The following is a 23,941-nucleotide window of genomic DNA, read 5'->3' on the forward strand; positions in this document are numbered from 1 at the left end:
TATCCTCAAAGAAGGTTGCAGCCGGCGTCCTTGATGAACGTGGCAAGCTCAGGACTGCGCGTCAGCTTGAAGCACGCGGAGGAGCCGTGGTCCCGCACGTACCTATCGAAGCCCGTCCGGCAACCCAGATCGATGTCGACGCGGCACTCGATATCTATGGTCACGTAGCACACGCGCTGAGCACTCACTTCGCCCTTGAACATCTGGGTCAGCGCGCAGTTGAGCTGCGCCAGGTGCGTGCCCATGTCGACGCCTTCTTTGGCGCAGGCGATGAGTTGATTCGTGGCGATCTCGACGATCGCTCGGGTCGCGCCGTCGACCATGCCGATGAAGCGGCAGCCGAGAAAGGCGTTGTCTTCGACCGTGACAGGGGGCTGCGCGGCGAGCACGGTCCGGGTGACGTTGTCGATGAACTGGTTGGCGCGGTGGAAATCGGCCCTGAACTCGACGCTCCAGAGGCGCATGACAATGGCGTGCTGCGCGCTTCTCCCGGTTTCGAAGCCGGTCGCTCCGATGCCTTGTTCGCACAGCTCTGGTACATTCTGCACGTCGGCGGAGGCGCGCGAGGCGCCGAGGACGAGGATGGCTGCGGTGGCGAGCGCCACGAACAGAGAATGCATGATGTTTCTCCTCCCGCGGGTCCGAATAGGCCCGTTGCAGCAATCTCTTGTGCTCGACGCGCGGGGCGTCCAGCTGGGGCGAACGTGTGAGGACTCTCGAAATCCCGCCGTACCATCGACGGCATGGGCAGCCCTGACATTCCACGGTTTCAGGGGTGAGCCGCGCCAGATAGGCTGAAGCCGGCCCGCGCCAGGATCCGCGGGGTTGACGACCTCGGGTCAGAGAAACCGGAATTTATCAGCCCGTCGTGAGCCTCATCCCCGGCGCCAGCTGCCCCGGGAGCACGACGCCCTCCGCCTCCAGCCCCGCCACCGGATAGGCGCAGTAGTCCGCCGCGTAATACGCGCTCGGCCGGTGGTTGCCGCTGCTGCCGATCCCGCCGAAGGGCGCCGCGCTCGACGCGCCCGTCAGCGGCTTGTTCCAGTTGACGATCCCCGCCCGCGACTCCCGCCAGAACTGCTCGTAAAGGTCCTTGCGGTCCGAGAACAGCCCGGCCGCGAGCCCGTAACGCGTGCGGTTGGCCAGCGACAGCGCCTCATCGAAGCTCGCATAGCGCTGCACCTGGAGGAGCGGCCCGAAATACTCCTCGTCCGGGAGCTCCTCGATCGCCGATACATCGATGATCCCCGGCGAGAGCAGCGCCGTCCCCTCCTCGAGCCGGCGCATCTCCAGGACCACCTTGCCGCCCAGCGAGAGCAGCCGCGCCTGCGCCCTCAGCAGCTGATCCGCGGCGGCGAGCGAGATCACCGCGCCCATGAACGGCTGCTCCGCGTCGTCGTACCTGCCCACCTTGAGCCGGCCCGCCGCCTCGGCCAGGCGCCCCAGCAGCGCGTCGCCCTCCGGCGTCGCCGGCACGAGCAGCCGCCGGGCGCACGTGCACCGCTGCCCCGCCGAGATGAACGACGACTGGAGAATGTGGTGAATCGCCGCCTCCGTGTTCGCGACGTCCTGGACGATCAGCGGGTTGTTCCCCCCCATCTCCAGGGCGAGGATCTTGTCCGGACGGCCCGCGAGCTGCCGGTGCAGCGCGTTGCCCGTCGCGGAGCTCCCCGTGAAGAAGAGGCCGTCGATGTCCGGGTGACCCGCCAGCGCGACGCCGGTGCTCTTCCCGCCCTGAACCAGGTTGAGCACCCCCGCCGGGACGCCCGCCTCCTGCCAGAGCCGCACGGTCTCCTCGGCGACCTTCGGCGCGAGCTCCGAGGGCTTGTAGACAACGCAGTTGCCCGCGATCAAGGCCGGGACGATGTGGCCGTTCGGCAGGTGGCCCGGGAAGTTGTAAGGGCCGAACACGGCGACCACCCCGTGCGGACGGTGCCGCACCACCGCCGTGGCGTCGCCCGCCTCGGCCTGCCGCTCGCCCGTCCGCTCCCTGTGGGCCATGAGCGACACGTCGACCTTGCCGATCATCGTCTGCACCTCGGTGAGCGCCTCCCAGCGCGGCTTTCCCGTCTCGAGCCCGATCACGTCGGCGAGCCGCGCCTTGTGCTCGCCCAGCAGCCCGGCGAACCGCTTCACCAGCGCCATCCGCTCCTCGAAGCCGCGATCGCGCCACGCCCTGAACGCGCCGCGCGCCGCCTTCACCGCCGCGTCCACCTGCTCCTCCGCCGCGGCGCGCCCCTCGAAGACGATCGCCTGCGTCACCGGGTTCCGGCTCGCGAACGGCTCCCCCGCGCCGGCCACCCATGCGTCGCCGATGAAATGGGTCGACATGATCACTCTCTCCCTCGCGGAACACCACACGGGCTCAGCAGTCCGTCCAGACACGAGGGACCGCGGAGCCTCGCCTCAGTGTGCACCGTACCAGAGGCCGGCGCCGCGAGCGCGGGCCCACGCCCCTCGGCAGCGCAGCGCTCGCTCGCGGCCTGCCCACGCAGATGGGGCCGCCTGTCATACGCCCCGCACGCCCCGCACGCCCCGCACGCCCCGCCGCGCCGGACGCCCGCACGCCCCGCCGCGCCGGACGCACCCGCCGCGCCGGACGCACCCGCCGCGCCGGACGCCACGCCCCGCCGCGCCGGACGCACCCGCCGCGCCGGACGCACGCCCGGGGGTGACCCCAACAGAGCGTGTGCTGGTTCGATGGACCCCCAACGGATGGGGTCCGCTAACTCGGCTGCTCGCTCGACGAGAATCCCTGAGAGCAGAGCTCAATGCTTTCTCTGTTCGAGCGCACCGAGAGCGCTCGTGGCGAACTCGCGACATTCACAGGAATGCACGGTGGCGAACCGGTGTGAAGCGCGTGTTCGAGCCTGGATCACGCTCCGGGCGCACGGCGGCAGGGCGCCCACGACGGGCCATGACACCAAGTCTTGACGGTCCTGTGGCTGGCGTGGAAACGTGGACATGTCAGTTTCCCCGTCGATGCACCACACGGTGGCTATCTCAGACATCCATCTATGTGAGCTCGAGCCGACCGCCGGCCTCTGGATGCGCTATCGACAGGCGCCGTACTCCCCTGACGGGGAGATCGCGGCGATGCTCGACGCGCTCCGAGCAGAAGTGCGGAAGGGGAAGGGCGGCCCCGGGGGGCTCGCGACCGAGCCCGACGAGCTCACGCTGGTCCTGAACGGCGACATCTTCGACCTGGATGCGCCCCGGGTGATCGACAACGAGAGCGTGGTCCACGACCTGCCGCGCACCGCCGCGCACGCCGTCCCGGCGATGGAGGCCATCCTGCGCGATCACCCGATCTTCGTCGACGCCGTCGGCCGGGTGGTCGCGGACGGGCACACCGTCGTCTTCGTCGCCGGCAACCACGACATCCAGCTCACGCTGCCCGAGGTGCGCGACGCGGTCCAGCGGCGCATCGTCGACGCGGCCGCCCGCGAGCTCTCCTCCCGGGACAGCGCTCCTCCGACGCGCCCCGCGCGCGCGGCCGAAGAGCGCCGCCCGGCGGAAGAGCTCCGCGCGGCGCTCGCGGCGCGGGTCGTCTTCCGCTCCTGGTTCCACCGCACGCGGGACGGTGTCATCGTCGAGCACGGCAATCAGTACGACTCGTACTGCTGTTACCGCTACCCGATGGCGCCCTTCGGCCGGAACCCGGGGGAGATCCAGCCGACGATGGGCTCGCTCGTGAGCCGGCTGCTCGTGTCGCGCATGGGGTACTTCAACCCGCACGTCGACTCGTCGTTCATGCTCTCCGGCTTCGGCTACCTCGCCCACTGGGCGCGGTACTACCTGTTCACGGGCCGCTCCCTCATCCTCGCGTTCGCCGTCGGCGCCCTCCGCACGATGGTCGAGCTCGTGCGCAGGCGCGACCCGTGCCGCCGCGGGCTCCGGCGCGCGGGCCTCGCCGCGGCCGCCCGCGAGACGGGCGCGCCGCTGCCCGCGGTGGCGAAGCACGCGCGGCTCTTCGCGCGGCCCGCCGAGGACTGCCTCGGCCGGGTGGCGCGCGAGCTCTGGCTCGACCGCCTCGGCCTCGCGCTGGTCGGGCTGCTCGCCGCGCTCGCGTGCCTGTGCTGGATGCCCGAGGGGCTCGCGCCGGCGGCGCTGCTCGCGCCGACGCTCCTCGTCGCCTACGAGTGCGCGGTCCCGAAGCCCACGCTGGATGCGGTCTGGCAGGGCGTGAACCGGGCGGCGCGGCTCGTGGCCAGGGCGCACGGCGCCAAGGCGGTGATCTTCGGGCACACCCACAACCCGGAGGGGAGCTGGGAAGACGGGGTGTTCTTCGGGAACACCGGGTCATGGTCCGCGGCGTTCGAGGACATCGCGTGCACGAAGCCCGTCTTCGAGGCGCGCCCGCTCGTCTGGCTGCGCTCCGACGACGACGCGGCCCCCGAGGCGCCCCTTTCGGGCGGCCTCGTGATGTGGAAGGACGAGCGCTTCCAGCCCTGGAGAGCCGACGCCAGGCCGCCCGTGCCCAGGAAGGCCGAGGTGGCCAAACGGCCGCGTCCGGCGCTGCGGCCCCAGGCGACCGCCGCCCTGCGCGGCTAGCCACGGCGCGTCCAGCGTCAGGCCCCCCTCACCGTGAGGGGGGAGTCGCTCGCTTGCCGCCGCCGCGCGCTCGTGCTTTGTGGAGCACGAGGCCCCGGCGCAGCTCCCGGTCGTGACCGCCTCCGCGCGCGTGCTGACTGTGGACATGGCGAGCAACCCGACGAAATTCCTCGATACAGGAATCCCCGGCCTGGACCACGTGCTCGGCGGCGGCCTCTTCGAGAGAGGCATGCTCCTCGTGTTCGGTCCTCCCGGCGCCGGCAAGACCACGATGGTCTTCCAGATGGCGCTCCACGCGGCGTCGGCGGGCCGACCGGTCGTCTACATCTCGACGCTCGCCGAGCCCGCCTCCCGGCTCATCGCGCACATCGGGACCATGTCGTTCTGGGACCCGCGGCTCATCGGCAAGAGGCTCTTCCTGGAGAGCATCTACCCGCTCGTCCGGCGAGGCGTCGCGGAGGTCGCCAGCGCCCTGATCGAGACAGCGCGGTCGCACGAGGCCCAGCTCCTCGTCCTCGACGGCCTGATGACGCTCCGCGACCTCCACCCCGACTCGGCCGAGCAACGCTACTTCCTGCATGAAGTCAGCGTCGCGCTCGCGGCGCTCGGCTGCACCACCGTCGTGACGACCTCGGAGGTGCCCGACATGCACGGGAGCACGCCGCCGGAGTTCACCATGAGCGACGCCGTCGTCGAGCTCCAGCATCCCGACGCGCACCGGCAACAGGTCCGCGCGCTGAGGATGTGGAAGAACCGCGGCACCGCCTGCGTGCTCGGGAGCCACGCCGTCCGGATCACCGCCGACGGCCTGGCCGTCTACCCGCGCTTCGAGTCACGCCCGCTCCCCGCCGTGGCGCCGCCGACGGCAGAGCGGCTGTCGTCCGGGCAGCCCGAGCTCGACGCGATGATGTCGGGCGGATTGCCCCGCGGCAGCGTCACGATCGCCGCCGGCGCCCCCGGCACGGGCAAGACGCTCGTCCTGCTGCACTACCTCATCGAGGGGGCGCGGCAGGGCCAGAAGGGGCTCCTCGTCGGGTTCCGCGAGCCGTACCCCGAGCTGGTCGTCAGGGCGCGCTCCTTCGGCATGGACCTCGAGGGCCCGGTCAAGGAAGGGATCATCACCGTCCTCCGCCGCCTGCCCGTGGACCTCGTGGTCGACGAGGTGCTCGCGGACAGCATGGCCGTGCTCGAGCGCACGGGCGCGACGCGCCTGTGCGTCGACGGCCTGGCCGAGCTCGATCACACGATCCCCGACGAGCGGCGCCGGCGCGGCGTCCTGGCCTCCCTGGCGGAGCTCCTGCGCGGGCGGGGCGTCACGACGCTCTTCACCTGGGAGACAGGGCAGGTGGTGGGGCCCGAGCTCGACTTCGCCTGCTCCCCGCTCGCGGTGCTCGCCGAGAACGTGATCCTCCTCCGCCACGTCGAGTTCCAGGGCACGCTCCGGCGGATCCTGTCGATCCTCAAGATGCGCGACACCATGCACGACCACTCCATCCGTCAGTACGAGATCGGCGGCGAGGGGATCCGCGTGCTCTCGCGGGGTGAGAGCATCGAGGGGCTGCTGACGGGGATAGCGAGGCTGCCCTCGGAGCGCCGCGTGAAGCGGCGGGGGATGGCCCCCGGCCGCCCCGAGGACACGAGGTGAGCCCAGACGACGCCGGGGCGCGCGCGCTGTCGCGGCGGATCATCGAGCACGAGCTCGCCGGCCGCGAGACGCCGGCCGATATCGCGCAGGGGACCGAGGGCGCCCTCCGCCGGCTCTACCAGGTCTTGTCCACGGTGATCGGGCCGGCGGGCTTCCAGGCGGTCCTGGCGCGCGCCGTTCACCTCACCAGGCGGTCCCACCCCGCCTTCAACGCCTGCGATGTCACGTGTGAGGATACCGTCGTGATGAGAGGGATGACCGAGCTGATCGAGCGCGAGGGAGCAGCCCAGGCGCGCGAGGCCGCGGTGGTGCTCCTCGACAACATCATCACCTTGCTCTGCAGCTTCATCGGTGAAGGCCTCACCTTCCGCCTGCTGCGCAGGGGCTGGACGGGTCTGTCCGACGGTGCGGAAGGCTCCGGCAGGGAGGAGGCCTAGGTGCCATGAGGGACGGAGAGAGAATGGGTCTGAAGCTCCTGTCGACGGGGATCCCTGGTCTGGACAAGGTGTTCGGCGGCGGGCTCCCCGAGTATTCGTTCAACCTCATCGCCGGCCCGCCGGGCGCCGGCAAGACGACGCTGGCCCACCAGCTCACGTTCGCCAACGCCTCGGCCGAGCGGCCGGCCCTCTACTTCACCGTCCTCGGGGAGCCGTCCCTCAAGATGCTGCGCTACCAGCAGCAGCTGGGCTTCTTCGACCCCGAGAAGGTGGGCACGGTGATCCGGTTCATCGACCTGAGCCGCGAGGTGCTCGCGGAGGACCCCGCGGCGCTGCTCGAGCGCATCGTGCAGCACGTCGAGCAGACGAACCCCGCCATCGTGGTGGTCGACTCCTTCCGCACGGTGGTGCGCGCGTATGTCGGGGGCGACATGGAGCTGCAGGGCTTCTTGCAGCGGCTCGCGCTCCACCTCACGAGCTGGCAGGTGACCTCCTTCCTTGTCGGCGAGTACTCGGACAGCGAGATGCACAACAACCCCGTCTTCACCATCGCGGACGGGATCGTCTTGCTCTCGCAGCGCAAGGAGCGGAACTCCACGGTCCGCAAGATCGAGGTGATGAAGATGAGGGGGCAGGCGGCGCTCCCCGGTCTCCACACCTTCCGCATCAGCGCGCAGGGGATCCAGGTCTTCCCGCGGGCGATGTCGCGGCTCCCGGGCGCGGAGGAGCTCCCCGAGCGGCGCCGCGCCTCCCTCGGTGTGCCAGGGCTCGACGAGATGCTGGGCGGCGGCCCGCTCACGGGCGACGCGACGCTCGTGGCGGGCCCGTCAGGCTCGGGCAAGACGACCGTGAGCATCCACTTCGCCGGCGAGGGGACCAAGCACGGCGAGCCCGCGGTGCTCGCCCTCTTCGAGGAGCACCCGGAAGAGTTCCTCCTCCGGGCGAAGGAGATGGGGTTCGACCTCGAGGCCATGGCGCGGCAGCAGCAGCTCCGCGTGCTCTATTTCAGGCCGCTCGATCTCTCCGCCGACGAGGTCCTCCACGAGGTGCAGCAGGCCGTGGCGCAGATCGGCGCCAGGCGGCTCGTGATCGACTCCCTGAACGGCCTCGAGCTGGCGCTGTCGCCCAGCTTCCGCGACGATTTCCGGGAGTCGCTCTACCGCATGGTCGGGGCGCTGACGGGCGGAGGCGTGAGCGTCCTGCTCACCATCGAGGTGACGGAGTCCTTCGACAAGATCAACTTCAGCCCGCACGCCGTCTCTTTCCTGGCGAACAACATCATCTTCCTGCGCTACGCCGAGATCGACGGCCAGCTGCGCAAGGTGCTCACCGTCGCCAAGATGCGCAGGAGCCGGCACAGCCAGTACCTGCACTTCTACGAGATCTCCTCCCGGGGGATGAGGGTGACCGCGCCGCTCACCGGCTACCACGGCGTCTTGACGGGCGTCCCGAAGCCGTCTCGCCTCGAGCCGGCGGGCTTACCAGGGATAACCGACCTCGAGCGCGCCGTGCTCGCCGAGGTGCAGGAGCTCGGGGAAGCGACGGCCGAGCGCCTGGCCGAGTCGATCGGGATCGATCCTCCCGCGCTGTCGCGGGCGCTGGCCCGCCTTGTCGAGCTGAGTTACCTCATCGAGATCCAGGAGGACGGGAGCGTGGTATACCGATCGATCGTCCGGCCGCTCGGACGATAGATAAGGGACCCTGGATCATGTACACGCTGTGTGGGGGGGGGGGGGACGGCGCGTCAATGCCTGACACAGACGTGGACCTCATCCACCGGTACCGGCCTGCGGTCGAGCGATCTCCGCTTCCGACCCTCCTGACCGTGACGGGAGAGCACCTCGTCCTCTACGCGAACCCCGCGTTCTGCGGGTTGCCCGTGGTGCCGTCCGGTACGCCTGCCGGGGTTCGCTTCGCCAGCCTGGTTCACGGCGCGGAGGCCCTCGAGGCGCTGCTCGATCGCGTGTTCCGGGACGGCGTGACCGACGTGGCGACAGATGTAGCGTTCGCGTGCCTGGAGGGGAGGGTCATCCATGGCACCGCCATCGTGGCCCCGCTCCTCGACGAGCGGGCCCGCCAGCGGGGGCTCGTCGTGCAGCTCCTCGACACGACGGAGCAGGTTGCGGTGCGCGCCCGCGAGGCCCAGGCCGCCCGGGACGTCAAGGAGGCCAACGAGAAGCTCATCGTCGCCGGGATCCGGGAGCAGGAGCTCGCGGAGCGGGCGGGCCAGAGCGCGACCGAGCTCAGGGCGCTCCTCGACGTGATGTCCCAGGGTGTCACGGTGTTCGGCGCGACCCGCGAGGTCGTCCTCGTGAACCCTGCCGGCCGTGAGATGCTCGGCCTCGCCAGCGAGCGCCCGACGCTGGACGACTACCGCCGCTGCGACTTCAGGCACCTCGACGGCGCGCCCCTCGATTTCGAGCAGGAAGTGCTGTCCCGGATCGTGCGGGGCGAGCCGCTCGCCGAGGAGGAGGTGCTCCTGCACCTTCCAGACGGCGCCGTGCGGCACATCGTCCTGAGCGGCGGCGCCGTGCGCGACGCGCGGGGTCAGGTGGCGCTCGCGATGAACCTCTACCGGGACGTGACGCAGATCCGCGAGCTCGAGCAGGTCCGCGAGCAGTGCATGTCGTTCATCACCCACGACCTCCGGAGCACGATGACCGCGGCGATGTACGCCGCCGAGGTCATCGGGATGAACCGGGCAGGGTACGACCCGCAGGTGCTCGCCGGGAGGATCGTCCGCAGCCTGACCCGCATGGACGAGATGATCCGCACCCTGCTCGACGTGCAGCGGATCCGCGCCGGGCACGGGCTCCCGCTGCTGCTCGGCGCGTGCGATCTCGTCGCGATCGCGCGCGAGGTGGTCGACGACCTCGCTTCGTTCCATGACCAGCGCCCCGTGCTCCGGGGAGCGGCGTGCCTCGAGGGGATCTGGAGCGCGGGGGAGCTGCACCGCGCGATCTGGAACCTGGCGAGCAACGCGCTCAAGTACGGAGCGACCGGCGCGCCGGTCGTCATCACCGTCGAGAAGGCGTCGGAGCACGCTGTCGTGGCGGTGCACAACGAGGGCCCGCCGATCCCGGCCGAGGACCAGGCTCGCCTGTTCGCGCCGTTCGTCCGGACCCGGGCGGCCATGGCGGGCGGGCAGCGAGGGTGGGGGCTCGGCCTCACGTTCGTGCGCGGGTGCGCCGAGGCGCACGGAGGGCGGGTGACGCTGGTGAGCGACGCCGAGCGCGGGACCACCTTCACCCTGGAGCTGCCGCTCGACTCCCGCCCTCACCAGCGTCCGAGCTGATCAGGGCGCGCTCGCGGCGGTGCGCGCGGGGGATACGGCGCCGCGGCGGCCGGGTGGCCTGCGTCGTGCTTTCGCCCTACGGGGAGCGAGCGCCATGCGATTGACGTACGAGCAGGATGTGCGGGGGCACTCGGTGGTCGACGCCGAGGGCAACGTGATCGGGGAGGTGGAGCAGCTCTACCTGGACAGCGAGTCGTTCAAGCTCGCGGGGGTGCGGGTGAAGCTCCGGGCCGAGGCGGCGGACGTGCTCGGCGTGCAGCACGGGCTGTTCCGCGCGGGGGTGCTCGATGTGCCGGTCGAGGCCATCCAGAGCCTCGGGCAGGCGGTCGTGCTGCGGACCGAGGCGCGGAGTCTGCTGACGCCCGGCTAGCTGGAACCAGGGCGGCCGGCCCCCTCCCCGGGGGCCTACGGGCAGGGACGCGAGCCCGGTTCTGCTCAGGTCAGACATCAGCTTCGTGAGGTTGGATGAGGCGCCGAGGGGGCGAGCGCAGAGGCGCCGCCTCGCGCTGCGTGGGGGCGGCTCGCGGGTGAAGAGGGGGTGTCCAGGAGCGCTCGTCGGATTCCAGCTGGTTGGAGCGATTGACAACATGGCAGAAAGGCAGCGTGGCTGTCTGGCGTTGACTGCGGCGGACCGAGGGGGAAACGCGATGCCGTCGCGCCCGCGGTCTCCGGCGGAGCGCGCCGATCTGCGCTCGTCCTTATGGCGGGTCAGCGACCGCTGGCCCGGACATCGAGAGGGGACTCATGCTGCTCAACCACCGGACCCGCCCTGTTCGCATCGCCATCCTGATGATCGCTCTGGCCACGTTCTCCGCCGGCGCCGCGCGCGCAGAGGCCGGCGCGCGCGCGAGCGAGCCCGCAATAGACCACTTCGGAGGGCGCGGGCAGGTCGCCCTCGACAACATCGTCGGGGTGACGACCGAGGGCGGCCACCTCGGACCGAACATGATCGCCGGGCTCCGCAACCAGGGATCCTGGGGCGCCACGGGGTACACGGGGATCGTCGGCTACACGTTCTCGGACACGCGCTCGTCGAGGACACACACGGGCTGGGTCTCGCCCTCCATCGACGTGTTCGTGACCGACCAGCTCTCCGTCGGAGGCACCCTCGGCCTCTCGTACATGAGCGGTGAATACCGCATGCCCGACGACGACATCGCAAAGGGCCACTCCCTCGCGGTCTCCGTCGTGCCGCGCGTCGGCTACGCCATCGCGCTGAACGAGCCGATCACGCTGTGGCCGCGCGTCGGGCTCGGGTACAGCGGCGCCCGCACCGAGGCGATCTGGCAGGACGAGGGGCGCCAGTCGATGAGCGCGTTCATCGGCGTCGTCGACCTCGGGCTCGTCTACCGGCCCACGAAGCACGTCTATCTGCACGTGGCCCCGGAGCTCGTCCTGCGGGTCGCCAGCATCAAGGGCACGCAAGGCGGAGGCCTCCAGGACAGCGACTCGCTCCAGCTCGGCCTCACCGGCGGCCTCGGCTTCCTGCTGAACTCCTAGCGCGCCGTGTGGCTGGACAGGAACACCGGAAGAACGCCGAGACGCCAGGCGCGCTGCGCTCCTCGCGTGGGGCGCTGTGCGCTGGGCGCGCCCCCGCCCGCGGCTCGACAGGCCCCGTCGGGTTGAGACGCGCGCGATCGGACGATAGAGTCGGCGCGGATCTCGGCTCGGACAGGCCCCCGAGCGCGGTCCGCGGAGTCGACGGCTCATGAACCGCAGCCAGCGCGAGGAGATGGAGCGGACGCAGCCCGCGTGCGCGCCGGCCGCGGCCGAGCCAGGGGAAACGTCGCCGGCAGGCGCCGCGTCGGACGTCACCTTCAGGCTGCGCGTGACCCCCCCGAGCTCGTCGAAGCCCGAGCCGCCCCCCATCTCCGTCACCGCGCCCGAGCGCCTCTCCGCCGAGGACCGCTACGAGGACCTCGGCTGCATCGGGCGCGGAGGCATGGGCGAGGTGCGCCGCGTGCGCGACCGCATCATGGGGCGCGTGCTCGCGATGAAGGTCCAGACGCCCGAGGGGCGCGACGCCATGAGCGATCGCGCACGCTTCCTCGCCGAGGCGCGCCTGACCGCGGCGCTCCAGCACCCGGGGATCGTGCCCGTGCACGAGTGCGGCGCGCTCGCCGACGGGCGGCTGTGGTTCACCATGAAGGAGGTCCGCGGGCGCACGCTCGGCGAGGTGATCGCCGAGATGTACGCGGCCGGCGGCGGGAGCCTCTCGCCGGTCGCGCTGCGGCGGGCGATCGACACGTTCCTCCGCGTCTGCGAGGCCGTCGCCTACGCGCACAGCCGCGGCGTGATGCACCGCGATCTCAAGCCGGCCAACGTGATGATCGGCGAGTTCGGCGAGGTCCTCGTGATGGACTGGGGCCTCGCGCGGCCCGCCGCGACGCCGCCCGCGGCGGCAGACGCGGCGGACTTCATCGAGGCAGCCCCGCTCACGCAGCCCGGCGAGGTGCTGGGCACGCTCCTCTACATGGCCCCCGAGCAGGCGCGCGGCGAGGCCGACCGCCTCGGCGCGGCGACCGACATCTACGCGCTCGGCGTCGTGCTCTACGAGATCCTCGCCGGGCGCCACCCCTACGACGGCCACCTCGCGGCCGTGTGGAGCGCGCTGCTCGGCGGCAGCCTCAGGCCGGTCGAGGAGGTCGCCCCCCACGAGGTGCCCGCGGAGCTCGCGGCCATCTGCGCCCGCGCCATGGCGCTCGCCCCGGAGGCGCGCCACCCCGACGCGGGCGCGCTCGCCGCCGACATCCGGAGCTGGCTCGACGGCGCGCGGCGGCGCGAGCGCGCGCTCGCCATCGTCGACCGGGCGCGGGCGATCCAGCCGGAGCTCGAGGCGACCCGGGCGCGGGCGCGGGCGCTGCGCGACGAGGCGCGGGCGATCCTCGACGGCCTGAGCTCGTTCGACCCGGCCGAGCGGAAGGCGCGCGGGTGGCGGATCGAGGACGAGGCCGAGCGCCTCGAGCAGGCCGCGTCGCTCGGCCAGGTCGAGTGGATGCAGACCCTCCGCTCCGCGCTGAACGAGGCGCCGGACCTCCGCGAGGCGCACGAGGCGCTCGCCGACCACTACGCGGCGGAGCTCGCCGAGGCCGAGGAGGCGAGGGATCCGCGCGGCGCCGCGCGCGCCGAGGCGCTCCTGCGGCAGCACGACCGCGGCCGCCACGCGGTGCTGCTCGCCGGCGACGGGGAGCTCACGCTCGCGACAGCCCCCGCGGGGGCCGAGGTCACCCTCCACCGCTACGTCGAGCGCGACCGCAGGCTCGTGCCCGAGCCCGCGCGCGAGCTCGGCCCCACGCCCCTGCTCGGGGTGACGCTCCCGCGCGGCAGCTACCTCCTCACGCTGCGCGCGCCGGGGTACCACGAGGCGCGCTACCCCGTGCTCATCGAGCGCGGGCGGCGCTGGGACGGCGTCCGGCCCGGCGAGGGGGCGCCGCACCCGGTCCGCCTCCTCCGGCTCGGCGAGCTCGGCGAGGACGACGTCCACGTGCCCGCCGGCTGGTTCCTCTCCGGCGGCGATCCCGACGCGGGGGACAGCCTCCCGCGGCGCCGGCTCTGGTGCGACGGGTTCATCGTCCGGAGGCACCCGGTCACCAACGCCGAGTACCTCGCCTTCCTGAACGCGCTCGTGGCGGGCGGGCGCGAGGCCGAGGCGCTCGAGTGCTGCCCGCGCCTGTCGCTCGGCCGCGCCGCCTCGGGCTCGGGCCCTGACTCGCTCCGCTTCGAGCGGGACGGCGACGGCAGCTTCCGGCTCGGTTGCCTGCCGGCCCACGCGCAGGAGGAGCCGCGGATGCCCGTCTCCTTCGTCCACTGGCGCGCGGCGATGCGCTACGCGGCGTGGTACGCCGCCGAGACGGGCGCGCGGTGGCGCCTCCTGAACGAGCTCGAATGGGAGAAGGCGGCGCGGGGCGTCGACGGCCGCTGCATGCCGTGGGGCGATTTCCTGGAGCCGACCTGGGGGTGCATGCTGGGCAGCCACGAGGACGTCGCCGGCCGCCGGCCCGTGGACGACTTCCCGCTCGACGAGAGCCCGTACGGCGTGCGCGGCGCGGCGGGCAACGTGCGCGACTGGTGCATCAACGCCTGGAAGCGCGAGGGGCCGCGGACCGAGCAGGGGATCGTGCTGCTCGATCCGGCCGACGACGACGACGCGGACTTCCGCGCGGCGCGGGGCGGCGCGTGGTCCACGTCGCCGAACCTGTGCCGCGCCGCGGGGCGCTTCGCGGGCAAGCCCACGGATCACTTCGGGATGATCGGCTTCCGGCTGGCGCGCTCGCTGCCGGGGTGAGCGGCCGCCGCCCGGCGCCCGAGGCCTGCCCGCGTGCGCGGCGTCGGCGCCAGGGGCAGGCTTCGGACGCGCGGGGCGCTCACAGGAGCCGCATCGTGCCGTGGTAGAAGTACCAGGAAGCCTGCGGGTCGATGGCGCGCGGATCGGTCGACGGCGCGCTGTTGACGTACACCTTCGTGAAGGTCAGCTTGCTCGGGACCTTCTGGAAGATGAGCCCGTTCTGGGGCTGCGTCATCTTGTACCAGATCACGTTGAGCAGCTCGCTGGAGGGCCCGCACTCCACGAGGAGGCCGATCCGCTTCGTGCTCGGCGCGTCCGGATCGGCGGCCCAGTAGAGCGCGTTGATCGGCGCCGTCGGCTGGTAGATGCCCAGGAGCCACTCCTGCGTCGAGGCCTCCTGCGCCGTCGCGAGCACGTTACCCCCGGCGATCCAGTCGGTGAACTCCTTCGGGTACCCCGGCGTGCCCGGGCGGTTCGTGAACGTGCTCGACTCGAGGGTCATGATGTCCGCCTTCACGGCGTCGCGCCGCGACCAGTACTCGACCTTCGGCGCGTAGCCGCTGGGCGGGGTCGAGCCCGTCACGGCCAGGTGGATGAGCGGACCGCCGGTCCTCGCGTCCAGGAAGCGGAGCTTCGCGTCGATGGGGATCTGCGTCTGATCCGTCTGCTCCGTCCCGATCACCGAGGTGGTTCCCTCGTTGGGCTCCAGCTCGCCTTTGCCTGATCCAGTGCTCATGGGTTCGATGATCTCCTGGTTGCTCTGGTGAAACGTCTCGGATGCTACCCGGTTCCCTGGCGGATCTGCCCGGCGCGCGTCGGTCGCCGTCGACCTCGCGGCGTCGACAGGGATGGGGCCCCGGACCTCGTTGATGTGTCGATCGCGGCCCTGCGCAGAGGGCTTCAGCAGGCGTCGTGCCACCGCGAGGACGCGAGGTTCCGGGGGAGCGCCGGGGTGCCCTCGCGCCGCGGCGCCGCGGATCGCGTGGACCTCGCTCGACTTGCGCAAGGTCTGCGCAAGCGGAGCGCGTCGAGCGCGCGGCCCGCTTGCGGCCCGCGTGCTCGACAGCCCCGGTGCGCGGCGGGAGCGCTCACACTGCAATTCTTCACGCATTGACCAGGCGCCGGAGTGCCCCCGCGTGAGAGCGCTGCATTGCGGGCGCCATTGCAGGTGCGGGACGATGTGTGATATGAGACTCCCATGAAGGTTGGGGGAATTCTTCTCATCACAGTCACCGCGCTCCTCGCCTGCGGGTGCGCTTCCTCTACACCGCTCTCTCCCTCGACGCCGGAGGGCCTCGGGGAGGGCGCGCCCTCCACGGCCGGGGCCGGGATGTCGTCCGGCGCGCCGGCTCCGGCCGCTCCTGCGGCGGAGAGCGCGGCTCGCCCGCGGGGCCGCAGCTATCCGAAGGAGGAGCTGCGGCGGGTCGCCCGCGTCGCTTCGGCGCGCTGCAAGAAGGCGAACGCGTCCTCGGACTCGTCGTGTCTGCTCAACGAGGCGGCCCCGTTCCTCAAGTTCCGGCCCGAGGACCCGGATTGCCGTTACGTGTCGGGGACCGCGATCTCCGTCGCCGAGTGCTCCGATTTCAACGAGGGTTGCCAGAGCGTGGACCCCAAGGACCTCGACCACCAGATCACGGCCCTGCAGAACGCCGGCAAGGATTGCAATCGGGAGCCGACCGATTTCGAGCGCGAAGAGGTGCTGAAGCTGGTCGGCGCGAGGTGACCTTTCGCGCCGCCCGCGCGCTCCTCTCGGCAGGTTACAGCAGGCCCACCGTGATGGGCTGGAAGACGACCTTGACTCCGGTCCTGGACCCTGCCTCGTTTCCCTTTGTGTCGCCGACGTACTCGAGCCGGGACACGAGGTAGCCGGCGGGGAACCCGAAGATGTCGCGGTCGTGGTCGGTGTCGACGTACTTGTGCTCCAGGAACGGCTGGGCGAAGATCGCGGTGATCTCGCGGGGGGCCGTGTAGAGGTGGAACCAGCCGGTCCCCGTGGCTTGCGTCCAGTCGCTCTTGGTCTCCTTGGCATCGATATGGACGGTGGCCCAGACCTCGTTGCCATTGACGAGGTGGAGCCCCGTTATCAGGTAGACGCTCGGCCCGTTCCCGCTGAAGTCGCTATCGCCGCCGACGCGCGGCGGGATGTAGAACGGCGTCTCCGCATTGAACGTCACCGTCGAGGAGTACGCGGCCGCGGCGCCTTCCGCCTCCGCCACCGTCGTAGCGAACAGCGCCGCGCTCGACGCCGGCTGCTCTGCCGTCGCGTCGGCCGGGACGAGATCCTCCTCGGTTGCCTCCTCTGCGGGCGTCACGGCGCAGCCAGCGAGCAACGAGACGATCAGCGAAGCGATGAATGCACGCACCATGATAGAGACTCCTTGAGATAGGCCTGCGCGCTCTCCTGCCGGAATGGCGGCGCTGCGCGCGGCGTTGGTCGTCTCAGCAGGTGTCGTGCCACCGCGGGGACTCGGGGATCCGGGCCGGATCCGGGGAGGCCTCGCGCGCCGGCGCCGCGGATCGCGCCGCGTCGGCGCGAGTTGAGCAGGGGCTGCGCAAGCCGTGCCTGCGGGCCCTGTGGAGCTTCGAGGCGGCGCGGCGCGCGGAGGGAGGCGCGGCCGCTCAGCGCTGCGCGAAGGCGAGGAGATCGCGGCCGAGCCGCTCGCGGTGGGTGATGAACAGCCCGTGCGGCGCGCCCTCGTAGACGATGAGGCGGCTGCCCGGGACGAGCGCGGCCGTCTTCTCGCCGGTGAGCGCGAGCGGCGCCGACGCGTCGCGGTCGCCGTGGATGACGAGGGTCGGCACCTCGATCCGGCGCAGCTCGTCGCGGAAGTCGGCCTCCACGGAGGCGAGGTTGCAGTCCATCAAGGCCTTCATCGAGCACTGGAGCATCAGCTGTCGCACCCAGTCCATCGTCGCGGGCGACGTGTCGGGCATGAAGAACGGCGCCGCGTTGTCGGCCAGCCAGCCCGGGTAGTCCGCGCGCATCGCGGCGCGCACCTGCTCGACGAGGAGCCGGTCGAGGCCGTCCGGGTTGTCAGGCGCCTCGAGGAGCATCGGCGTGGTCGGCGCCAGGAACACGGCGCGCGCGATCCGGCCGGCGCCGTGGCGCGAGAGGTAGCGGACGATCTCGCCGCCGCTCATCGAGTGCCCCACCAGCGTGACCTCGCGCAGATCGAGCTGCTCCAGCACGGCGGCGAGGTCGTCGGCGAGCGTGTCGTGGTCGTAGCCGCGCCCCGGATCGCTCGAGCGGCCGTGGCCGCGCCGGTCATAGGCGACGCAGCGCAGGCCGTTGTCGGCGAGGTCGAGCATCTGATAGCCCCACATCTCGCTGCTCAGCGCCCAGCCGGAGAGGAACAGCACGGGCTTGCCAGCGCCCCAGTCGCGGTGGAAGAGGAGCGCGCCGTCCCGGGTCTCGATGAACGGGCCGGGGGCGCGATGGGGCTTGCCATGCGCTGCTCGCGCGGGCGGCAGCTCCGGTGTCGCCGCCGGACCGGCTTCGGCCTTCGCCGGTGCGAACGACGTGTCGATGTTCTGTTCAGCCATTGCGGTTCTCCTTCTCGTCTGCGTCGTGAGGTGGAGTTGAACCACGGCGCGGACGGGCGGCGATTACCTGGGAGGTAATGGAGGAGCACGAAGCGCCGCCGGAGGACCGGAGCCGCTGTGTGGGCGGCATGGGGCGCGTGGGGCGCGCGCGAGGCGCGGGTGGCGCGGGTGGCGCGGGTGGCGCGTGGCGCGGGTGGCGCGTGGCGCGGCGCGGCCGGAGGACCGCGGATCGGGTCAGCCCTTGCGCTTGCGCGGCCGCGGGATGCCGTAGGCGTCCAGCCGGGCCACGAAGGTGCGGCGGGGCATGCCGAGGAGCGCCGCGGCCTGCGTCTGGTTGCCGGCGCACTGCTCCAGGGCGTCGACGATCCGGCGCCGCTCGATCGCGTCGAGCTCGCTCCGCAGGTCGCCCGCGCTCTGGTTCGACCGGGCGGCGCCGGCGTCCTCGTCAGCCGCCTGCGGGGGCGCGGCATGCGGCGCCGCCGCCGGCGCGGCATGCGGCGTCGACGGAGGCGCGGCCGGAGGCGCGGCGCTCGTCTCCAGCGCCGTCGCCGCGGCGTCGTCGAGCAGGAGGTGCTCCGGGAGCAGCGTGTCCCCGCCGGAGAGCACCACCGCGCGCTCGATCACGTTGCGCAGCTCGCGGATGTTGCCGGGCCAGCGGTGCGCCTCCAGGGCGGCGAGCGTCTCGGGGGCGAACGCCGGCGCCCGGCGCCCGAGCGCGCCCGCGGTCCTGGCGGCGAGCGCGCGCGCGAGCGGCGCGATCTCGGACACGCGCGCCCGGAGCGGCGGGATCGTCAGCGCGATGCCGTTGAGCCGGAAGAAGAGGTCCTCCCGGAAGGCGCCCCGCTTCACCTCGGCGGCGAGATCGCGGTTCGTGGCCGAGAGGAAGCGCACGTCGATCGGCCGCGGGCTCAGCCCCCCGACGCGCATCACCTTCCGGTCCTCGAGGACGCGCAGCAGCTTCACCTGGATGGACGGCGGCAGCTCGCCCACCTCGTCGAGCAGCACGGTGCCCTTCTCGGCCGTCTCGAGCAGGCCGAGCTTCGCCTGGCCGGCGCTCGTGAAGGCGCCCTTCTCGTGGCCGAAGAGCTCGCTCTCGAGCAGCGACTCGGAGAGCGCCGCGCAGTTGAGCCGCAGGAACGGCCCCTGCGCGCGCGGCGAGCGCCGGTGGATGTGCTCGGCCAGCACCTCCTTGCCGGCGCCCGTCTCGCCGAGCAGGAGCACCGTGATCGGCGCCCCGGCCACGCGCTCGGCCAGCGCGTAGAGCCGCTGCATCGCCGGGTCGAGCACGATGGGCTCGCCCTGCCCCTGGCCCGGCGCCGCGCTCGTCGCGCCCTCGCGCGGCAGGATCACGACCAGCGTCGAGCCGAGGTTCACCGCGTCCCCGACCGCGAGCTCCATGGTCTTGCCCTGCTCGAGCTGGAGCTCGAGCAGCTTGGTCGTCGGCCCGGCGCTGCGCTCGCGGCGCAGGCGGGTGCCGTTCGCGCTCCCGAGGTCCTCGATCGCGATCCGCGGGCCGAGGTGGATGATCGCGTGCCGGCGCGAGACGGAGCTGTCGTCGATCGGGACGTCGTTCTCCTTCGACCGGCCGAGCGACACCCGGCCCTCGGCCGGCAGCGGGTGCCGGGTCACGCGGCCGCCCGCGAACACAGCGAGCTCCAGGGCGCCGTGCGCGCCGTCATGCGCGCTGTTCTGCGCGGGGTTCCGGGCGGACATCGCGCCAGCTGCCTCTCTCTCGTTGCTCACTGCGGCCGTTCTACCTCGCCGCCGCGGCGGCGGGCAGGACCGGCGGCAGCGAGCGGCACACGCGCACCATGCGCCAGGATAACCGAACCGCGCGCGCCATGGCTGGACGGTGGGAGCCGGAGACGGGGCGCCGGTGCTGGAAGGCGCGCGCCGGGCCGGGCGCGGCCGATTGCGGGTGACGGAGCGGGTGTGGTACTCGTCGCTACATGAGATCTGGGGGATCCCTGCCGGCGCTCGCCGGCGCGTGCGCGCTCCTCGCGGGCGCGTGTTCCGAGGGGACGGCGCGGCCCGCCGCGGGCCCGCCGGCCGTGAGCGCCGAGGTCGCCCCGCCCCGCCCCCGGGCCCCCATGTACCCTGCGCCCGAGCTGGAGCGGATGGCGCGCATCGCCGCCGCGCGCTGCAAGAAGGCGAACACGCCGTCGGACGCGTGTCTCCTCGAGCAGGCCGCCGCCTTCCTGAGGTATCCGCCCCAGGATCCCGATTGCCGCTACGTCGCGGGGACCGCGCTCTCCGTCGCCGAGTGCTCGGAGTTCGAGCAGGGGTGCCTGAGCGTGGACCCTGGAGATCTCGTCCGCCAGCTCGACTCCCTGCACGAAGCCGGCAAGGACTGCCAGCGCGACCCGACCGACGCCGAGCGGGACGCCGTGCTGAAGCTCGCCGGCGCGAGGTGAGCGGCCGCCGCGCCGGGGCCTCATCCGAGCTCGGACAGCACGCCCGCGATGGCCTGGGTGATGCGCGACAGGTCTGCCGGCTCGATGATGTAAGGCGGCATCGTGTAGACGAGCTTCCCGAACGGTCGTAGCCAGACGCCGCGCTCCACGAACGCCGGCTGCACGCGCGCCATGTCGACAGGCCGCTTGAGCTCGACGACCCCGATCGCGCCGAGCACGCGCACGTCGGCGACCGGCTCGAGCGCGCGGCAGGGGGCGAGCTCGCGGCGGAGCTGCGCCTCGATGGCCGAGACGCGCGCGCGCCATGGCGACTCGAGCAGCAGCCGGATGCTGGCCAGCGCGGCGCTGCACGCGAGCGGATTGCCCATGAAGGTGGGGCCGTGCATGAACACGCGCGGCTCGTGGCCGGCGATCGTCTCGGCCACGCGCTCCGTGCAGAGCGTTGCGGCCAGCGTCATCGTGCCGCCGGTGAGGGACTTGCCCAGGCACATGATGTCCGGCGCGACGCCCGCGTGCTGGCAGCCGAACAGCTCCCCGCTGCGGCCGAAGCCGGTCGCGATCTCGTCGAGGATGAGCAGCACGCCGTGGCGGTCGCAGAGCGCGCGCAGCTCGCGCAGGTAGCGCGGGTGGTAGAAGCGCATCCCGCCGGCGCCCTGCACGATGGGCTCGAGGATGACGGCCGCTACCTCGCGCGCGTGCTCCTCGAGCAGCGCGGCCATGCTGCCCAGCGCCTCCGGCGACCAGGGCGCGTCGAACGCCGGGCCCGGCGCGGTCGCGAACAGGTGCTGCGCCAGCGCGCCGCGGAAGAGGTGGTGCATGCCGTTGACCGGATCGGTGACCGCCATCGCGCCGAACGTGTCGCCGTGGTAGCCGCCGAGCACGCTGAGCAGGCGCCGCTTCTCCGGCTGCCCCCGCGCCAGGAAGAACTGCAAGGCGAGCTTGATGGCCACCTCGACGGACACGGATCCGGAGTCGGCGAGGAAGACGCGCGTCAGCGGCTCGGGCGTGAGCGCCACGAGCGTCTCGCACAGCTCGACCGCGGGCGCGTGCGTGAGGCCCCCGAACATGACGTGGCTCATGCGCTCGAGCTGCGCGCTGACGGCCGCCGTCAGCGCAGGGTGCCCGTAGCCGTGGATGGCGGCCCACCAGGACGACATGCCGTCGATCAGCTCGCGGCCGTCGGTCAGCGTGAGGCGGACGCCCTCGGCGCGGTCGACGGCGAACAGCGGCGCGCTCGAGATGGGCGCGGCGTAGGGGTGCATGACGCAGCGGCGGTCGCGCGCAACGAGATCGTCTCGATCAGCCACGGAGCTCTCCTGGTGCCTGCCGGCCCGGCGGCGTCTGGTCCTCGTTGCGCCGCTCGCCCCTCGCGCTCCAGCGCGCGAAGGCTGCGCTCCGGCGCGCGACGAGGAGAGCTCGTCGGAGCTCGACCGATCGCCAGGGCATGGCGACGCGTCTAGCCCAGAACGCGCAGCGTCACCACCCAAAGCGGCGGCCGTCGCAGGCTCCGGCCTGGGGACCTGCCGGACTCCCGTGACCCTCGCTGCCGCGGCCATTCTGGACCGATCAGTCCAGAATGGCCGCGGCAGCGAGGGAGGCTGCGCCCGAGCTGCCAGCCCGCGCCGCGCGAGCGACGGCGGCCCGGCAGCGGCTGCCGAAGGCGCTGCAGGAGGACGTCGACTGGGAGCCACGTTCTGCGCCCTCAGGCGCGCTGCTTCGCGGCCCCCTCGCCGGCCTGCGGCCCGTCGGGAGGCGGCAGCGCCGCGGTCAGGGCCTCGATCCGGGACTTCGTCGCTGAGGGGCATTGCTCACGGGCAGCGCGGCGCCGTGTACTCTCCGCCCACGTCGCTGTCCAGCGATGGTGATCCGGCGGTCACGCGGAACCGCACCTCGACGCTGTCGATCGCGAGGATCTCGAGCGTGCCCGAACCGATCATCGTACCGCCGCCTCGCATGCAGCTGTCCGACCCTGGCGTGTGGTGCTCGCCCGTCTCGGTCACGAAGCCGTGGAGCGCGGGGTCATCGAAGTCGTAAACACCGACCTGTTGGTACGCGACCGGCAAGACGAACGACAGCGTCCTGTGCCCACCGCAGGGAAGACTCACGGGATAGACACCGCAGCCCAGCACGGCGATGTCGGACACGCTGAGAATGAGCTCGTTGGGATCCGGCTCGTCCTCGAAGCCGCCTCCGCTGGTCACGCTGGTCACGCTGCCGGTTTCGAGCTCCACCTCCTCCCAGTACGCCTCCGAGAGCGTGTCATGCTGCGCGCGCGTCATCGCGACGGCCTGCAGGAGCTCCTCCGGCGCGGTGCCCCCGCCCGCGCCGCCAGTGCCCGGTGGCCCAGGGGGATCGTGAGAGTCCGACGGCCCGCCGTGATCGTGGTGGCCGCCGAAGAGATCGGAGAAGTCGATCGCGCCGCCCTCGCCTGGGTCGCAGGCGGCACACAGGATCGGAATCAACACGAGAAGGGTCGAAGTGAGTTTCATCATGCCACCCGCCAGTGCACCCCGGGTGCCAGATCGAGAGGACGCGAAAGCCACTGCAAATCACGGCCGAGCGTGCCAGATGCACGATCTCGTTCTGCGCCAGGCTGTGCCGCGGCACACGTCAGGATATGTGCCGGCCGGCCAGCACCGCCGCCGCCCGTACTTCGTACCGGAGGAGAAGTCATGCGTTCGCTGTCGAGCACCCAGCGCTGGCGGTGTTCAGGGCCGGGGGAAGCTCAGGATCTCCACCCAGTGGGGACTGCGGCCCACCGGGTGCGGCCTCGAGCCGTCGAGCCTGCCGCTCGCGCGGTCGATGGCGTGCACGCGCACGGCGTGCGAGAGCTGCCCGGCGGCGACGAGCCAGCGGCCGCTGGGGTCGATGTGGAAGCCGCGCGGCTGCTGTTCCGTGGGCGTGTGCGAGACGAGGCTCAGACGGCCGGTCTGCGCATCGACGCGGAAGCCGGCCAGCGTGCTGGACGTGCGCTCCGAGGTGTAGAGGAAGCGACCGTCGGGCGTGAGGTGCAGGTCGGCCGCCCAGGGCTTGCCGGAGAAGCCCTCGGGCAGCGTGGAGAGGCTCTGCACCGCCGACAGCGTCCCGCGCCCGCCGTCGAAGGCCAGGACGTCGACGCTCGCGTCGAGCTCGTTGAGCAGGTAGACGAAGCGCCCGTCGGGAGAGAACACGAGGTGGCGCGGGCCGGCCTGCGGACGCACCGGCAGGGTCGGCGGATCGCCCGGCGTGAGCTGGCCGGTGGCCGCGTCGAAGCGCCACTGCATCACCGCATCCGCGCCGAGGGTGGTGACGAAGACATGACGGTTCGACGGAGCCACCAGCGTGGCGTGCGCGTGGCGGCCGGTGGGCAACACCGCAGCAGGCTCGCCCACCGTGCCGTCGCTGCCGATCGGGCTGATGCTCGTCTTGTGGCCTCCATAGGAGGCGCCGAAGAGATGGCGCCCGCTGCGATCGGTGACGAGGTGCACCATGCTGTCGGGCAGCGGCGCCGTCGACAGCGGCTTCAGCTGCCCGCTGGCCGCGTCGAGCGCGAAGCTCTGCACGGCATGGGGCTCGGAGCGCAGCGCGATGTAGAGGAAGCGCTGATCCGGCGAGACGGCCAGGGGCCCGGCCTGGCCCTCGACGCCGACGGTCTGCACCGGCGTCAGCGATCCGTCGGCGGTGTCCAGGTGCAGCACCGAGATCTCGCGGCTCTCGGCGCTGGAGACATAAACGTAGGTGGCGGTCTGGGTCATGGCGTTGAAGAGTATGGCGGCCAGCGCCGCCAGC

Annotated in this window: 19 protein-coding genes; 10 read left to right on the forward strand and 9 right to left on the reverse strand. The window is 72.1% G+C overall.

Going from position 1 to position 23,941, the window contains the following annotated elements:
* Window positions 1-5 precede the first annotated feature (5 nt).
* Complete coding sequence (locus WME89_RS04800; RefSeq protein ID WP_438008073.1) at window positions 6-620, reverse strand: hypothetical protein; 615 nt, start codon at window positions 618-620, stop codon at window positions 6-8.
* Between the two features lie 238 nt (window positions 621-858).
* Window positions 859-2,331: a succinylglutamate-semialdehyde dehydrogenase gene (gene astD / locus WME89_RS04805; protein WP_438008074.1), complete on the reverse strand. Its 1,473-nt coding sequence runs from the start codon at window positions 2,329-2,331 to the stop codon at window positions 859-861.
* 663 nt (window positions 2,332-2,994) lie between these two features.
* Between astD and WME89_RS04810 the strand changes: the two genes are divergently transcribed.
* The 8 genes from WME89_RS04810 (at window position 2,995) to WME89_RS04845 (ending at window position 14,216) form a co-directional block, all read left to right on the forward strand.
* The gene (locus tag WME89_RS04810; protein ID WP_438008075.1) at window positions 2,995-4,554 is read left to right on the forward strand and encodes a hypothetical protein; all 1,560 of its coding nucleotides are present in this window, start codon (window positions 2,995-2,997) and stop codon (window positions 4,552-4,554) included.
* Between the two features lie 145 nt (window positions 4,555-4,699).
* Window positions 4,700-6,199, forward strand: coding sequence for an RAD55 family ATPase (locus WME89_RS04815; protein WP_438008076.1), 1,500 nt, complete (start codon window positions 4,700-4,702; stop codon window positions 6,197-6,199).
* Window positions 6,196-6,636, forward strand: coding sequence for a hypothetical protein (locus WME89_RS04820; protein WP_438008077.1), 441 nt, complete (start codon window positions 6,196-6,198; stop codon window positions 6,634-6,636). The genes WME89_RS04815 and WME89_RS04820 overlap by 4 nt, the downstream gene beginning before the upstream one ends.
* 23 nt (window positions 6,637-6,659) lie before the next feature.
* Window positions 6,660-8,327 (forward strand): ATPase domain-containing protein, encoded by a 1,668-nt coding sequence (locus tag WME89_RS04825; protein ID WP_438008078.1) that lies wholly within the window; start codon window positions 6,660-6,662, stop codon window positions 8,325-8,327.
* A 56-nt stretch (window positions 8,328-8,383) separates the two neighbouring features.
* Window positions 8,384-9,931 (forward strand): ATP-binding protein, encoded by a 1,548-nt coding sequence (locus tag WME89_RS04830; protein ID WP_438008079.1) that lies wholly within the window; start codon window positions 8,384-8,386, stop codon window positions 9,929-9,931.
* A gap of 94 nt (window positions 9,932-10,025) precedes the next feature.
* Window positions 10,026-10,301, forward strand: coding sequence for a PRC-barrel domain-containing protein (locus WME89_RS04835; RefSeq protein ID WP_438008080.1), 276 nt, complete (start codon window positions 10,026-10,028; stop codon window positions 10,299-10,301).
* Window positions 10,302-10,675: 374 nt separating this feature from the next.
* The gene (locus tag WME89_RS04840; RefSeq protein WP_438008081.1) at window positions 10,676-11,431 is read left to right on the forward strand and encodes a hypothetical protein; all 756 of its coding nucleotides are present in this window, start codon (window positions 10,676-10,678) and stop codon (window positions 11,429-11,431) included.
* A 208-nt stretch (window positions 11,432-11,639) separates the two neighbouring features.
* Entirely contained in the window at window positions 11,640-14,216 is a 2,577-nt protein-coding gene (locus tag WME89_RS04845) for a protein kinase domain-containing protein (protein ID WP_438008082.1), read from the forward strand.
* Between the two features lie 79 nt (window positions 14,217-14,295).
* Here WME89_RS04845 and WME89_RS04850 read toward each other — a convergent pair whose 3' ends face one another.
* A complete protein-coding gene (locus WME89_RS04850; RefSeq protein ID WP_438008083.1) occupies window positions 14,296-14,952 on the reverse strand; it encodes a hypothetical protein in 657 nt (218 codons plus the stop codon).
* Between the two features lie 462 nt (window positions 14,953-15,414).
* Between WME89_RS04850 and WME89_RS04855 the strand changes: the two genes are divergently transcribed.
* Window positions 15,415-15,939 (forward strand): hypothetical protein, encoded by a 525-nt coding sequence (locus WME89_RS04855; protein WP_438008084.1) that lies wholly within the window; start codon window positions 15,415-15,417, stop codon window positions 15,937-15,939.
* Between the two features lie 34 nt (window positions 15,940-15,973).
* Here WME89_RS04855 and WME89_RS04860 read toward each other — a convergent pair whose 3' ends face one another.
* The 3 genes from WME89_RS04860 to WME89_RS04870 all read right to left on the reverse strand — a co-directional run bounded on the left by WME89_RS04860 (window position 15,974) and on the right by WME89_RS04870 (window position 19,502).
* Window positions 15,974-16,582 (reverse strand): hypothetical protein, encoded by a 609-nt coding sequence (locus tag WME89_RS04860; protein WP_438008085.1) that lies wholly within the window; start codon window positions 16,580-16,582, stop codon window positions 15,974-15,976.
* A 253-nt stretch (window positions 16,583-16,835) separates the two neighbouring features.
* Window positions 16,836-17,759, reverse strand: coding sequence for an alpha/beta fold hydrolase (locus WME89_RS04865; RefSeq protein WP_438008086.1), 924 nt, complete (start codon window positions 17,757-17,759; stop codon window positions 16,836-16,838).
* Window positions 17,760-17,993: 234 nt separating this feature from the next.
* Window positions 17,994-19,502: a sigma 54-interacting transcriptional regulator gene (locus WME89_RS04870; RefSeq protein ID WP_438008087.1), complete on the reverse strand. Its 1,509-nt coding sequence runs from the start codon at window positions 19,500-19,502 to the stop codon at window positions 17,994-17,996.
* Between the two features lie 206 nt (window positions 19,503-19,708).
* Between WME89_RS04870 and WME89_RS04875 the strand changes: the two genes are divergently transcribed.
* Window positions 19,709-20,173 carry a hypothetical protein gene (locus WME89_RS04875; RefSeq protein ID WP_438008088.1) on the forward strand — a complete coding sequence of 155 codons (465 nt, stop codon included), beginning with the start codon at window positions 19,709-19,711 and terminating at the stop codon, window positions 20,171-20,173.
* A 20-nt stretch (window positions 20,174-20,193) separates the two neighbouring features.
* Here the strand turns inward: WME89_RS04875 and bioA are convergent, their stop codons facing one another.
* The 3 genes from bioA to WME89_RS04890 all read right to left on the reverse strand — a co-directional run bounded on the left by bioA (window position 20,194) and on the right by WME89_RS04890 (window position 23,907).
* Window positions 20,194-21,480 (reverse strand): adenosylmethionine--8-amino-7-oxononanoate transaminase, encoded by a 1,287-nt coding sequence (gene bioA / locus WME89_RS04880; RefSeq protein ID WP_438008089.1) that lies wholly within the window; start codon window positions 21,478-21,480, stop codon window positions 20,194-20,196.
* Between the two features lie 501 nt (window positions 21,481-21,981).
* Window positions 21,982-22,665, reverse strand: a complete 684-nt coding sequence (locus tag WME89_RS04885) for a hypothetical protein (RefSeq protein ID WP_438008090.1) — start codon at window positions 22,663-22,665, stop codon at window positions 21,982-21,984.
* Window positions 22,666-22,881: 216 nt separating this feature from the next.
* Entirely contained in the window at window positions 22,882-23,907 is a 1,026-nt protein-coding gene (locus WME89_RS04890) for a lactonase family protein (protein WP_438008091.1), read from the reverse strand.
* Between the last annotated feature and the right edge of the window lie 34 nt (window positions 23,908-23,941).

Origin of the sequence: Sorangium sp. So ce321 (genome assembly GCF_051530195.1) — a bacterium.
GTDB lineage: Bacteria > Myxococcota_A > Polyangia > Polyangiales > Polyangiaceae > Sorangium.

Excerpts from the sequence above, each read along its gene's own strand:
- WME89_RS04860 (WP_438008085.1), bottom strand. The coding sequence starts at position 16,582 with ATGGTGCGTGCATTCATCGCTTCGCTGATCGTCTCGTTGCTCGCTGGC.
- astD (WP_438008074.1), bottom strand. The coding sequence starts at position 2,331 with ATGTCGACCCATTTCATCGGCGACGCATGGGTGGCCGGCGCGGGGGAG.
- WME89_RS04840 (WP_438008081.1), top strand. The coding sequence starts at position 10,676 with ATGCTGCTCAACCACCGGACCCGCCCTGTTCGCATCGCCATCCTGATG.
- WME89_RS04845 (WP_438008082.1), top strand. The coding sequence starts at position 11,640 with ATGAACCGCAGCCAGCGCGAGGAGATGGAGCGGACGCAGCCCGCGTGC.
- WME89_RS04815 (WP_438008076.1), top strand. The coding sequence starts at position 4,700 with ATGGCGAGCAACCCGACGAAATTCCTCGATACAGGAATCCCCGGCCTG.
- WME89_RS04825 (WP_438008078.1), top strand. The coding sequence starts at position 6,660 with ATGGGTCTGAAGCTCCTGTCGACGGGGATCCCTGGTCTGGACAAGGTG.
- WME89_RS04885 (WP_438008090.1), bottom strand. The coding sequence starts at position 22,665 with ATGATGAAACTCACTTCGACCCTTCTCGTGTTGATTCCGATCCTGTGT.
- WME89_RS04890 (WP_438008091.1), bottom strand. The coding sequence starts at position 23,907 with ATGACCCAGACCGCCACCTACGTTTATGTCTCCAGCGCCGAGAGCCGC.
- WME89_RS04875 (WP_438008088.1), top strand. The coding sequence starts at position 19,709 with ATGAGATCTGGGGGATCCCTGCCGGCGCTCGCCGGCGCGTGCGCGCTC.
- WME89_RS04830 (WP_438008079.1), top strand. The coding sequence starts at position 8,384 with ATGCCTGACACAGACGTGGACCTCATCCACCGGTACCGGCCTGCGGTC.
- WME89_RS04835 (WP_438008080.1), top strand. The coding sequence starts at position 10,026 with ATGCGATTGACGTACGAGCAGGATGTGCGGGGGCACTCGGTGGTCGAC.
- WME89_RS04865 (WP_438008086.1), bottom strand. The coding sequence starts at position 17,759 with ATGGCTGAACAGAACATCGACACGTCGTTCGCACCGGCGAAGGCCGAA.
- WME89_RS04850 (WP_438008083.1), bottom strand. The coding sequence starts at position 14,952 with ATGAGCACTGGATCAGGCAAAGGCGAGCTGGAGCCCAACGAGGGAACC.
- WME89_RS04855 (WP_438008084.1), top strand. The coding sequence starts at position 15,415 with ATGAAGGTTGGGGGAATTCTTCTCATCACAGTCACCGCGCTCCTCGCC.
- WME89_RS04800 (WP_438008073.1), bottom strand. The coding sequence starts at position 620 with ATGCATTCTCTGTTCGTGGCGCTCGCCACCGCAGCCATCCTCGTCCTC.